Origin of the sequence: Parahoeflea olei (genome assembly GCF_001703635.1) — a bacterium.
GTDB lineage: Bacteria > Pseudomonadota > Alphaproteobacteria > Rhizobiales > Rhizobiaceae > Hoeflea > Hoeflea olei.
The window spans coordinates 182,904-194,660 of record NZ_LQZT01000034.1 but is presented as its reverse complement, the minus strand read 5'-3'; the positions used below and the strand labels follow the sequence as shown (position 1 = coordinate 194,660).

Sequence of the window (11,757 nt, the reverse complement as noted above, 5' to 3'; positions counted from 1 at the left end):
ATGCACCGGCTGCGCCGGCCTGGTCGCCATGAAGCTGTCAAACTCATGGTGACTTTGCTATTCACATCGGGCTCGGCCCAAATCACTGAGGAATAACGCCATGATTTTAGATCGTTCGCGGTTTCGCGTCGTCCTGACCAGTCTGATTGTCGTCTGTGCGCTCGGCGCGCCGGTGCTGGCCGAGACCGGGACGGACACGGGCGACTCGCTGACCGAAAGTATCGGCAAGATTTTCCGCGACGTGATCGGCGGTGACGAAGACAAGGCCAAGCCCGCCCCGCCGCCGGCGCCAGTGACGGCAGCTCCCGAGGCCGCGCCGGTCGAGCGCGTGGTGCCGCGCTCGGAAGCCGACATGAAGCAGTCCTTTGCGCCGCTCGTCAAAGCCACCGCGCCGGCCGTCGTCAATGTCTATGCCGACCGGCTGGTCCAGCGTTCGATGTCGCCCTTTGCCGGCGATCCGTTCTTCGAACGCTTCTTCGGCCAGCGCATGCCCAACCGTACCGAAAAGCAGTCCTCGCTCGGCTCCGGCGTGATCATCCAGAAAAACGGCATCATCGTCACCAACAATCACGTCATCGAAGGCGCCGACGACATCCGCGTGGCGCTGACCGATGGCCGCGAGTTCCAGAGCAAGGTGCTGCTCAAGGACGAGCGCTTCGACCTCGCGATCCTCAAGATCGAAGGCGACCGCCCGTTCCCGATCGTCGAATTCGGTGACACCGACACCACCGAAGTGGGGGATATCGTTCTCGCCATCGGCAATCCCTTCGGCGTCGGCCAGACGGTCACCAGCGGCATCGTCTCGGCGCTTGCGCGCAACAGCGTCGGCGTGTCGGATTTCGGCTCCTTCATCCAGACCGACGCGGCCATCAATCCGGGCAATTCCGGTGGCGCGCTGATCGACATGAACGGCAAGCTGATCGGCATCAACTCCGCCATCTTCACCCGCTCCGGCGGCTCCAACGGCATCGGCTTTGCCATTCCCGCCAACCTGGTGCGCGCGGTCGCCCAGGTTGCCGAAGCGGGCGGCGAGGCTTTCGAACCGCCCTATATCGGCGCCACCTTCGAACCCGTCACCCCCGACATCGCCGAAGCGCTCGGGCTGGACCGGGCCACTGGCGCGCTGGTCAGCGACGTGGCCGATGACGGCCCCGCCGGCAAGGCGGGCCTGCGCGCGGGCGACATCGTGCTCGGCTTCAACGGCCGCCCGATCGAGCATCCCGATGCGCTCGGCTACCGGCTCGCCACCACCAGCGCCGGCTCCACCGCGACGCTCGACGTGCTCGGACGGGAAGGGCGCCGGGCCGTCGCAATCACGCTCGCGACCCCGCCGGCCGAGAACCCGGACGCGATCCGCACGCTTGCGGGCCGCAACCCCTTTGCCGGCGCGGTCGTCTCCGAGATCTCCCCGCGCATCGCCCGCAAGCTGCGGCTGCCGTCCTCGCAGCGCGGCGTCGTCATCACCGACGTGCCGGCCAATTCCATCGCCGCCCGCTATGGCTTCCTGCCCGGCGACCTGATCGCCGACATCAACGGCGTGGAGATCACCGATGTCGACACGCTCGAGGCGATCCTTCGGGAGGGGGCGAGTTTCTGGCGCTTCGAGATCGTGCGCGGTGGCCAGCGCATCCGCCAGATCATAAGGTGAGGGCATGAGTGACCTGTTCGCCTCTGCCGGCCCGGCCCCGGGCGGCCACCGCCCTCTTGCCGACCGGCTCAGGCCCAAGACCCTGTCGGAGGTGACCGGCCAGCCGCACCTGACCGGCCCCGACGGGGCGATCACCCGGATGATCGCTTCGGGCAGTCTCGGCTCGATGATCTTCTGGGGGCCGCCCGGCACCGGCAAGACCACCGTGGCGCGGCTGCTCGCGGGCGAAACCGATCTCGCCTTCGACCAGATCTCGGCGATCTTTTCCGGCGTGGCCGATCTCAAGAAAGTGTTCGAAACCGCCCGCGCGCGCCGCATGAACGGCCGTGCGACGCTGCTGTTCGTCGACGAGATCCATCGCTTCAATCGCGCCCAGCAGGACAGTTTCCTGCCGGTGATGGAGGACGGCACCATCGTGCTGGTGGGCGCCACCACCGAAAACCCCTCGTTCGAACTCAATGCCGCGCTTTTGTCGCGGGCGCGGGTGCTGAGCTTCCGGCCGCATGATACCGAGAGCCTCGAACACCTGCTCGGCCGCGCCGAGGAGGAGACCGGCAAGCTGCTGCCGCTTGACGAAGCCGCGCGCGCGAGCCTGCTCGGCATGGCTGATGGCGACGGCCGCGCGGTGCTGACGCTGGCCGAGGAAGTCTGGCGCGCCGCCCGCGAAGGCGAGGTGTTCGACACCGCGGCCCTGGTCGAAGTGGTCCAGCGCCGCGCGCCGGTCTACGACAAGGGCCAGGACGGGCACTACAACCTGATATCGGCCCTGCACAAGGCGGTGCGCGGCTCCGACCCCGATGCGGCGCTCTACTATCTCTGCCGCATGTTCGACGCCGGCGAGGATCCGTTGTTTCTCGGCCGCAGGCTGGTGCGGATGGCCTCGGAGGATATCGGGCTTGCCGACCCGCAGGCGCTGGTCGTCGCCAATGCCGCCAAGGACGCCTACGACTTCCTGGGCTCACCCGAGGGTGAACTGGCGCTTGCCGAGGCCTGCGTCTATCTCGCCACCGCGCCCAAGTCGAACGCCGTCTACAAGGCCTACAAGGCCGCGATGCGCGCAGCCAAGGAAGGCGGCTCGCTGCTGCCGCCCAAGCACATCCTCAACGCGCCCACGAAACTGATGAAATCCGAAGGCTACAGCGACGGCTACCGCTACGACCACGACGAGCCCGACGCCTTTTCCGGCCAGGACTATTTCCCGGAAGCCATGGGTCGCAAGACCTTCTACGATCCCCCCGAACGCGGTTTCGAACGCGACATCCGCAAACGGCTGGATTTCTGGTCGCGGCTGAGAAAGGAACGCGGCGGCAAGGGGTAAGGGGCATGCCGCACGGCCTTCCACCGCTTCCCACGCCCGGTTTCCTTCGCTATCAATCAGTCGCTCCGGAACGAAGGAAATGCGCGGACATGGCCGTGACGATCGCCACAGCGGAACCGAAAATCGGCATCATGGGCGCCGGCGCCATCGGCTTGTATGTCGGCGGCGTGCTGGCGCATGGCGGCGCGCCTGTGGCGTTTGCCGCACGCGGGCGCACGCTGGAAGCGTTGGGGCGCGGCCTTGCCATCACCCGTCACGACGGCTTCAAGGCGGAGCTGAAGCCGGAAAATTATGTCGCCGGCGGCGTCGAACTGCTCGCCGACTGCGACATCGTCCTGTTCTGCACCAAATCCGGCGACACCGGCGAGGCCGCAGCCGCGCTGGCGCCCGTTCTGGAGCGGGGCAAGACCATCATCAGCCTGCAGAACGGGGTCGGCAATGTCGACCTGTTGAAACAGGCACTGCCGGGCCACGAGATCGTCGCGGGCACGGTGCCGTTCAATGTCGTGCGGCTCTCGCCCAATGCGGTGCATTGCGCCATGGACGGCACGGTGCTGGTCGGCGTTTCGAAAGCCTCCGAAGCGCTTGCCTCTGCCGCGCGCCGGGCCGGGCTCAAGCTTGCGGTCCGCGCCGATCTCGAAGCGGTGCAGTGGGGCAAGCTGCTGCTCAATCTCAACAACGGCCTTAATGTGCTGAGCGGGCTTCCGCTCAAGCGCCAGTTCGCCGATCGCGGTTACCGGCAGGTGCTGGTGATGGCGATGGAGGAACTGCTCGCAGCCCTCGATGCCGCCGGGATCGAGCCGGTGGGCGCCACCCGCACCAATCCGCGGCTGATCCCGAAACTGCTCAGGCTGCCGACCTGGCTGTTCACGCTGCTCGCGCGCCAGCAACTCCGGATGGACGACACCGCGCGCTCGTCGAGCTGGGACGACCTGATGGCGGGCAGGGAGCCCGAAACCCGGTTCCTCAACGGGGCGGTCGTCGCGCTGGCGCAGGCGAACGGGCGCGAAGCCCCGGTTAATGCCCTGATCTGCCACCTGGTCGATCAAGCTTTCTCAGAAGGCCAGTCGCCGCGGCTGCCAGGCGATGACCTGCTCAGGAGTGCGCGCAAGGCACAAAGCTAGATCAAGGCCTGCAAGGCCGCGCGCCTTCATCCAGTCAGGCCGACAGCCTCGTCTCTGCAGGGCGCTCCTCCTCCTCAACCGCCCTTGCCAGTACCTCTTCCGCCCACTGATTGAGGCTTTTGCCCTTGAGTTCGGCGGCAATCACCGCCTTGCGATGGGTCTCCGGGTCAATCCGGAACATCACCTTGCCTGAATAGGGCTTTTGCGGCGCCTTGCCGATTGTCGCACAGGTTTCGATATAGTCGTCGACCGCTTCGTGGAACGCGGATTTGAGTGCGGTCACGCTGTCGCCGTGAAAGCCGACGATATCCTGGATCCCGGCAATCCGGCCCGTGAAGATCTCGTCTTCGCTGTCGAATTCGATTCGGGCCTGAAACCCCTTGTAGCTCATCGTGTTCATGGCTTGGCTCCGATCTGCTCCAGGAACGCGCGTGCATCGCGAACCTGATACCGTTTGGCTTCCTTGGCGGGGTGCGGGCGGTGAAACGAGGCCACGACCTGGTCTTTGGCAAAGCGGACCCATGATCCGTTCCCTTCGATCACCGTCGCCCCGACAGCAACAAGCAGGTTTTCGATGTCGGCCCAGGCAATCGTCCCGGAAACCGGGTCCGCGAAGATGGCCTCGAGCATCCGTCGTTGCTTGCTGTTCATGGTGAAATCATGAGGCTGGTCTCGATAAAATGCAAGCACATTATGCAAGCGCAAGGGGGGCAGGGTGCGCACGGCCTTGGGTTTTGGCTGCATTGTCCCCCGTCGGGCAGTTCCGGTCGTCTGCTGGTCTGGGGGTGCCGCAAGAGAGCGAGCATGCGGCCGCTTGGGCCGGTACGCAAGGCCCGGCGCAGTGCGCGGCGGGACCCGCGTGTCGGGCTCAATTTTCAGCGGCCACCATGCCGCAGGCGCGCGCAATTTGCGCCTCCTGCGGCGCGTTGCGCTTTATTGCCGGGCCGATATCGGCTAATGAGCCACGCATGAATGGTCTCGTGCTCGTTTTCCTCGGTGGCGGTCTGGGCGCCATGTCGCGCCATGTCGCCTCCATGGCGGTGATGCGCGTGTCCGGCGGGCGTTTCCCTTGGGGGACGATGGCCGTCAACATCCTGGGCTCGCTGGCGATGGGCCTGCTGATCGCCTGGCTCGCGCGCCGCTCGGCGGGCGATTCCTCGCTCAGGCTGCTGCTCGCCACCGGTTTCCTGGGTGGTTTTACCACCTTTTCGGCGTTTTCCCTTGATGTGGTGACGCTTTACGAGCGCGGCGCGTTGACGGCGGCGGCTGCCTATGTGATTGCCAGCGTGACGGTGTCGATCCTGGCGCTGTTTGGCGGCCTCTGGCTGGCGCGGCAGTTCTGATCCGAGAGAACAAGCGATATGGCGGGCGTTGAGCTCATAAAGGTTGAGGCCGACGAGGCGGGCATGCGGCTCGACCGTTGGTTCAAGGTGCATTACCCCGGGCTCGGCTTCGGACCGTTGCAGAAGCTGTTGCGCTCGGGCCAGGTCCGGGTCGATGGTGGCCGGGTCAAGTCCGACACCCGCGTGCAGCCGGGCCAGACCGTGCGCGTGCCGCCGATGGATGTCGATGCCAAGGCGCAAGGGCCGCTCACCGCCAACACCATCAAGAACCGCGGCGACGACGACGTGCTCCGGCAGATGCTGCTCCACGAGGACGCCAAGGTGCTGGTGTTCAACAAGCCCGCAGGCCTTGCCGTGCAGGGCGGCTCCGGCGTCACCCGCAATGTCGACGACATGCTCGAAGCCTGGCGCAACAAGAAGGGCGAGAAGCCGCGGCTGGTGCACCGGCTCGACCGCGACACCGCCGGCGTGCTGGTGGTCGCACGCACCCGTGGCGCCGCCCAGGCGCTGACGGCCGCGTTTCGCGAGCGCACCACCAAGAAGACCTACTGGGCGCTGGTCAAGGGCGTGCCGCGCGTCAAGGAAGGCAAGATCTCGACCTGGCTGGTCAAGGAGCCGACCGAGGACGGGGACCGCATGCGCATCGCCAGGCACGGCGAGGAGGGCGCCGATCACGCGGTTTCCTACTATCGCCTGATCGACCAGGCGGCGCAGAACCTCGCCTGGCTCGAGCTTGAGCCATATACCGGCCGCACCCACCAGCTGCGCGTGCACTGCCTGCATCTCGGCCATCCGATCCTCGGCGATCCGAAATATTTCCCCTTCGACAAGAACTGGGAGTTCCCGAGCGGGCTGCAGAACAGGCTGCACCTGCTCGCGCGCCACATCTCGGTGCCCCATCCCGATGGCGGCCGGCTGTCGGTGACCGCACCGCTGCCGCCGCACATGGTGCAGAGCTGGAACCTGCTCGGCTTCGACGAGACATCCGGGGGAATCGACGCATGAAGCTGGTCCTGTTCGACTGCGACGGCACCATCGTCGACAGCGCGGCGGTGATCCATGGCTGCATGGAGCGCACCTTCGAGGACTTCGGACTGCCGCGGCCGGACATGGCGCACACCAAATCGGTGATCGGGCTCACGCTCGATATCGCCATCGCCAGGGTCCTCGGGCGCCCGGTTGATGCGGAAATCGCTGCAATGACCGCGCGTTACAAGGAACACTTCCAGCTCTACCGCAGCTCGGGCGGGTCGATGGAACCTGCCTATCCGGGCATGGTCGAGCTGATCCTGGATCTCGCTGCCCGCGACGAGGTGATCGTGGGCGTGGTCACCGGCAAGTCGCGGCGCGGGCTCGAGGTGATCCTCGCCCATCACGGCCTGTCCGGCGCGATTTTCGCAAGCCGCACCGCCGACGATTGCCCCTCCAAGCCGCATCCGGCGATGGTGCTCGAATGCTGCGCTGCGGCGGGCATCGATCCCGCCCACACCTGGGTGGTGGGCGACGCGGTCTATGACATCGAAATGGCCGTCAATGCCGGTGCGCGCTCGATCGGCGTTTCCTGGGGCTACGGCCCGGTGGAGCGGCTCGAAGCCGCCGGCGCCACGCATGTGGTCGACCGGGCGGATGAAATCGGCGCGCTGATTTTCGGCGCGGATGCAGTCGCGGCGGTGGCCGGGCGGCATCGGGGAACGGACCGGTTGCACGGATAGGTCCGGGCGCCCTCTCCGCGACAGCCCCGGCACACACTCACAGGAGACACGTCATGCGTGACATTCTCGGCGATCATGATCTCGGCGGCGACAAGCTGTCCGATCCGATCCGTGAAGCCCAGGCGGGCCTGAAAAAGGCATTGCCGAAACGGTTCTATACGGAGGCGGCGGTGGCCGCCGGAGGAGAGGGCGGCTTCGTCGTCACGCTCGACGGCAAGCCGGTGCGCACGCCCTCGCGCAAGGAACTGAGCGTCGCCCATCCCGATCTTGCGGAAGCGCTGGCCGCCGAGTGGCGCGCGCAGGCCGAGGTCATCGATCCCGCCACCATGCCGCTCACCCGCATGCTCACCACCGCCATCGACGGCGTCGAGGCCGCCAGCGAGGCGGTGTTCGAGGAAATCCTGCGCTATGCCGGTTCCGACATGCTGTGCTACCGCGCCGATGGCCCGCAGGCGCTGGTCGAGCGCGAAACCGCGCTCTGGGATCCCTATCTCGACTGGGCGGCGAGCCGTGGCGCGCGCCTGGTGCTCTCGGAAGGCATCGTCCATGTCGAGCAGCCCGCCGAAGCGATCCGCGCCATCGCAGCCCTCCTGCGCCGCTATCCGACGCCGCTCGAACTGACCGCGCTGCACGCGGTCACCTCGCTCACCGGCTCGCTGGTGCTTGCGCTGGCGCTGGCCGAGGGCGAGGCGACGGCCGAGGAGATCTGGGCGGCGGCGCATGCGGACGAGGATTACAACATCTCCCAGTGGGGCGAGGATTTTGAGGCCGCCGAGCGCCGCGCCAAGCGCAAGGTCGAGTTCGAGGCGGCAGCGCTGATCCTGTCGCTCCGGTGAGGCCGGGCAGCCGTGAGCCGGACCGGCTTCCGTCTGTCCACGTCTTAACCATGCGCTAACCATAAACTGCGATTTTTCGGGAACCAGATAAACGGTGGCCCGGAGAAACGTCGTGGTTCGCAGCAAGCTCCTTTCGATGCCCGCGGCCCGGGCGCTGATGCTCTTCTCTGTCGTGCTTCTGCTCGCAGCCTGCGCCGGTCGCCCGCGCCCGGTCGAGCCGACCCAGCCCTTCACCGTGACCGAGGTGCGGGTTGCGACCCAGAGCATGGCCGATTTCGGCTTTGCCGACCATCTCCAGGAGCGACTCTCGGCCACCGCCGGCCGCGCCACATCCGATATCGGGCTCAATGCGATCCTCAGGATCGTGGTGCTCGACCGCGCGGCAGAGCCCGCGGAGGCGGGGATGTTCGCCGCGCGGACGCGCTCCGCCACGCTCGATGTCGTGCTCGTCGATGCGGAAACCGGGCAGATGCTGAGAAGCCGGCTCGTGCATGCCGCTATTGCCGCCCGTGGCGGCGCGGCCGCCGATGCGGAACTGGTCGAGGCGCTGGTTCGCGAGATCCGGGCGCTGCTCGGGCTTTCCGGCACCCAGCCCTATCCGGTAAGCGGCAGCAAGCGCAGGGTCGCCCTGCCGTCGACCCGGCCCGCCGCAAGCGAGGATGCATCTCTCTCCGATGCGGCGATGTCTGCCGATCCGCTTCTCAACGGAACCGTGACGCCGACCACGGTCGATTTCGACACGGCGCCTGAGCGGTCGCTGCCCGATCTGTCGCGGCCGCTGTTGACGCCCCCGTCCGATGCCACGCCCCAGTCAGATGCAACAGGGGCCGATGCAACGGGGGCCGCAGAAGGCCAAGCGGCGGAAGTGGCCGATGCGCCGGTTCCCGAGGCAAAACCCGCGCGTCCGCTTCCCGAAACCGGCCCGCAGGCGCCTCAGTCGGCGCAGATGCCGGCCCGGCCCGAAACCGCTCCGGCAACCGAAGGCGCGGCGACAGGCGACGAGCCCTGCGTCATCACGCTCGACAACGACTGCGCCGACCCCGACGCCCGCTGAGACCTATCCCAGCCGGTCGGCGTGCCAGCGCAGATGGTCGTCCATGAAGGTGGAAATGAAGTTGTAGGAGTGGTCGTAGCCCTCCTGCATCCGCAGCGTCAGGTCGATGCCGGCGCTCTTGCAGGCCTCCTCGAACAGCCAGGGGCGCAGGCCGTTGTCGAGGAACCCGTCCGCCGTACCCTGGTCGATCAGGAATTCGCCGAAGCGGGCGCCGTCCTCGATGAGCCGCACCGCGTCGTGGCTGCGCCACAGGGCCTCGTCGGCGCCGAGATATTTCTCGAGCGCCGGGCGTGACCAGTCCGCCGTCGAGGGCTCGACGATCGGCGCGAAGGCCGAGCAGCTCCTGAACCGGTCGGGATGCCTGAGCGCGAAGGTCAGCGCCCCGTGCCCGCCCATCGAATGGCCCATGATTCCCTGCCGGCCCATGTCGACGGCAAAATGGCCGGCGATCTTGTCGGAAAGCTCCGTCAGGATGTGGGTTTCCATGCGGTAATGCTTCGACCACGGCTCTTGCGTGGCATCGAGATAGAAGCCCGCGCCCTTGCCGAACTGCCAGTTGTCGGGCTCGTCGGGCACATGGTCGCCGCGCGGGCTGGTGTCGGGGCAGACGATGATCAGCCCGAGTTCGGCCGCCATCCGCCGGTATTCGCCCTTGTCCATCACATTGGCATGGGTGCAGGTGAGCCCGGAGAGATACCACACCACCGGCAAGAGCCGCTCCTTGGCCTTGATCGGCCGGAACACGGCGAAGGTCATGTCGCAGCCGCAGGCCTCCGATTCCATGGAATAGACGCCCTGGGTTCCACCATGGGCCTTGGCTTCGGAAATGATCTTCATGGGGTCGGTCCGCTTCGGTCTTGAATGGAATTGAGGTGCGGAAGGAACGCAGGGCGTTCGATATGGTTCAACGGGCGGCATAGCCGCCGCGGGGTGCGCGGCGGCCTGGGGCTCATGCCCGGGTCTCGGTCAGTAGACCACCACGCTGCGGATGCTTTCGCCGCGATGCATCAGGTCGAAGGCCTCGTTGATGCCTTCGAGCCCCATGGTGTGGGTGATCATCGGGTCGATCTCGATCTTGCCTTCCATGTACCACTCGACGATCTTCGGCACGTCCGTGCGCCCGCGCGCGCCGCCGAACGCGGTGCCGCGCCAAGAGCGGCCGGTGACCAGCTGGAACGGCCGCGTGGAGATTTCCGCGCCCGCCGGGGCCACGCCGATGATGATCGATTCACCCCAGCCCTTGTGCGCGCATTCGAGCGCGGTGCGCATCACGCCGACATTGCCGGTGGCGTCGAAGGTGTAGTCGGCGCCGCCCTTGGTGAGGTTCACCAGATAGGGCACCAGTTCGCCTTCCACTTCCTTGGGATTGACGAAATGGGTCATGCCGAAGCGCGTGGCCATCTCCACCTTGCCGGGGTTCAGGTCGACGCCGACGATCATGTCCGCGCCGGCGAGCCTCAGGCCCTGGATCACGTTCAGCCCGATGCCGCCCAGACCGAAGACGATCGCCTTCGAGCCGATCTCGACCTTGGCGGTGTTGATCACCGCGCCGATGCCGGTGGTGACCCCGCAGCCGATATAGCAGACCTTGTCGAAGGGCGCGTCGGGATGGATCTTGGCGAGCGCGATTTCCGGCAGCACCGTGAAATTGGCAAACGTCGAGGTGCCCATGTAGTGGAACACCTTCTCGCCATTCACCGAAAAGCGCGAGGTGCCGTCGGGCATCAGGCCGGCGCCCTGGGTGGTGCGGATCGCCTGGCACAGATTGGTCTTCGGATTGAGGCAGTATTCGCATTCCCGGCATTCGGGCGTGTAGAGCGGGATCACGTGGTCGCCCTTTTTCAGCGACGTGACGCCTGGGCCGACATCGACCACGACGCCCGCGCCCTCATGGCCGAGAATCGCCGGGAAGATGCCTTCGGGATCGGCGCCCGAGAGCGTGAACTCGTCGGTGTGGCACACGCCGGTGGCCTTGATTTCGACCAGCACTTCGCCCGCGCGCGGGCCTTCGAGCTGGACAGTGGTGATCTCAAGCGGTTTTCCCGCCTCAAAGGCGACGGCTGCGCGAACGTCCATGGATATCCTCCGGGGGCTTGTCTCGAATTCGGGCCGAACCTGCCAGAGCGGGCAGCCCGGCTCAAGCCCGAAATTCAGGCGTGAGGCATGAACCCCCAGCGCAATGGCTCATCCGGAAGATGAGACATTGCCCCCAACGTCTTGAAACGAATCGCTTGACGGCTTCCTGCGCGAGGCAATCCGGGGCGGTTGCTACTCGTTGATCGCCCGGGTGAGCGCGAGCAGGCGGCTGTCGAGGATCTCGACGGTCGCGGTGATCTGCAGCGCAAGCTCGCGCAGCCGGTTGATCTCGCCCGACAGTTCATCCACCGCCACGGAGATGCCCGGGACCTGCGGCGGATCGCCGGCGCCGCTGATCAGCCAGGCCGGAGAGACGCCGAGCACGCCTGCGAGCGTCATGATCTTGTTGGCGCGCGGTTCGGAGCGGTCGTTCTCCCATTCCGACAGCGTGTCCTGGGTCACGCCGATATGGGACGCGGCGTCCTCCAGCGACAGGCCTGCAAGATCGCGTGCGCGGGTGATTCGTCCCCCCAGCGTGTCTCCGTCGTCATAGGCTTCGGCAGTGGCGTCCGCAGTAATCTCGTTCATGTGTGTCCGTCCTTTGGATCCATGACCCGTCCGCCAGCTGCGCGATGGCGCGCAAGGC

The 11,757-nt window shown here is 66.6% G+C and carries 13 protein-coding genes; 8 read left to right on the top strand and 5 right to left on the bottom strand.

All coding sequences use genetic code 11. The features are described from left to right. Window positions 1–100: 100 nt before the first annotated feature. The 3 genes from AWJ14_RS15705 (at window position 101) to AWJ14_RS15695 (ending at window position 4,090) form a co-directional block, all read left to right on the top strand. Window positions 101–1,648 carry a DegQ family serine endoprotease gene (locus AWJ14_RS15705; RefSeq protein ID WP_083220305.1) on the top strand — a complete coding sequence of 516 codons (1,548 nt, stop codon included), beginning with the start codon at window positions 101–103 and terminating at the stop codon, window positions 1,646–1,648. Window positions 1,649–1,652: 4 nt separating this feature from the next. Next, a complete protein-coding gene (locus AWJ14_RS15700) occupies window positions 1,653–2,966 on the top strand; it encodes a replication-associated recombination protein A (protein WP_066181201.1) in 1,314 nt (437 codons plus the stop codon). A gap of 89 nt (window positions 2,967–3,055) precedes the next feature. Continuing rightward, window positions 3,056–4,090: a 2-dehydropantoate 2-reductase gene (locus AWJ14_RS15695; protein ID WP_066181198.1), complete on the top strand. Its 1,035-nt coding sequence runs from the start codon at window positions 3,056–3,058 to the stop codon at window positions 4,088–4,090. Window positions 4,091–4,124: 34 nt separating this feature from the next. Here AWJ14_RS15695 and AWJ14_RS15690 read toward each other — a convergent pair whose 3' ends face one another. Both AWJ14_RS15690 and AWJ14_RS15685 read right to left on the bottom strand, forming a co-directional pair. Continuing rightward, window positions 4,125–4,490, bottom strand: a complete 366-nt coding sequence (locus tag AWJ14_RS15690; protein ID WP_066181195.1) for a type II toxin-antitoxin system HicB family antitoxin — start codon at window positions 4,488–4,490, stop codon at window positions 4,125–4,127. Then, window positions 4,487–4,741, bottom strand: coding sequence for a type II toxin-antitoxin system HicA family toxin (locus AWJ14_RS15685; protein WP_066181192.1), 255 nt, complete (start codon window positions 4,739–4,741; stop codon window positions 4,487–4,489). Before AWJ14_RS15685 ends, AWJ14_RS15690 begins: the two co-directional genes overlap by 4 nt. A 317-nt stretch (window positions 4,742–5,058) precedes the next feature. On the opposite strand from AWJ14_RS15685, the gene crcB reads away from it, so the two are divergent. From crcB to AWJ14_RS15660, 5 genes are all read left to right on the top strand, one after another. Continuing rightward, window positions 5,059–5,433 carry a fluoride efflux transporter CrcB gene (crcB, locus tag AWJ14_RS15680; protein ID WP_066181190.1) on the top strand — a complete coding sequence of 125 codons (375 nt, stop codon included), beginning with the start codon at window positions 5,059–5,061 and terminating at the stop codon, window positions 5,431–5,433. An 18-nt stretch (window positions 5,434–5,451) separates the two neighbouring features. Further along, complete coding sequence (locus AWJ14_RS15675; RefSeq protein ID WP_066181189.1) at window positions 5,452–6,438, top strand: RluA family pseudouridine synthase; 987 nt, start codon at window positions 5,452–5,454, stop codon at window positions 6,436–6,438. Further along, window positions 6,435–7,145, top strand: coding sequence for an HAD-IA family hydrolase (locus AWJ14_RS15670; protein WP_083220303.1), 711 nt, complete (start codon window positions 6,435–6,437; stop codon window positions 7,143–7,145). The genes AWJ14_RS15675 and AWJ14_RS15670 overlap by 4 nt, the downstream gene beginning before the upstream one ends. A 53-nt stretch (window positions 7,146–7,198) precedes the next feature. Next, a complete protein-coding gene (locus AWJ14_RS15665) occupies window positions 7,199–7,981 on the top strand; it encodes an ATP12 family chaperone protein (RefSeq protein ID WP_066181187.1) in 783 nt (260 codons plus the stop codon). A gap of 112 nt (window positions 7,982–8,093) precedes the next feature. After that, window positions 8,094–9,035 carry a hypothetical protein gene (locus AWJ14_RS15660; RefSeq protein ID WP_066181185.1) on the top strand — a complete coding sequence of 314 codons (942 nt, stop codon included), beginning with the start codon at window positions 8,094–8,096 and terminating at the stop codon, window positions 9,033–9,035. Between the two features lie 3 nt (window positions 9,036–9,038). On the opposite strand, the gene fghA is transcribed toward AWJ14_RS15660, so the two are convergent. From fghA to AWJ14_RS15645, 3 genes are all read right to left on the bottom strand, one after another. Further along, window positions 9,039–9,872, bottom strand: coding sequence for an S-formylglutathione hydrolase (gene fghA / locus AWJ14_RS15655; RefSeq protein WP_066181182.1), 834 nt, complete (start codon window positions 9,870–9,872; stop codon window positions 9,039–9,041). A gap of 129 nt (window positions 9,873–10,001) precedes the next feature. Beyond that, a complete protein-coding gene (locus AWJ14_RS15650; protein WP_066181176.1) occupies window positions 10,002–11,111 on the bottom strand; it encodes an S-(hydroxymethyl)glutathione dehydrogenase/class III alcohol dehydrogenase in 1,110 nt (369 codons plus the stop codon). Between the two features lie 192 nt (window positions 11,112–11,303). Next, on the bottom strand, window positions 11,304–11,699 hold the full coding sequence (locus AWJ14_RS15645; RefSeq protein WP_066181174.1) for a helix-turn-helix domain-containing protein: 396 nt from the start codon (window positions 11,697–11,699) through the stop codon (window positions 11,304–11,306). Between the last annotated feature and the right edge of the window lie 58 nt (window positions 11,700–11,757).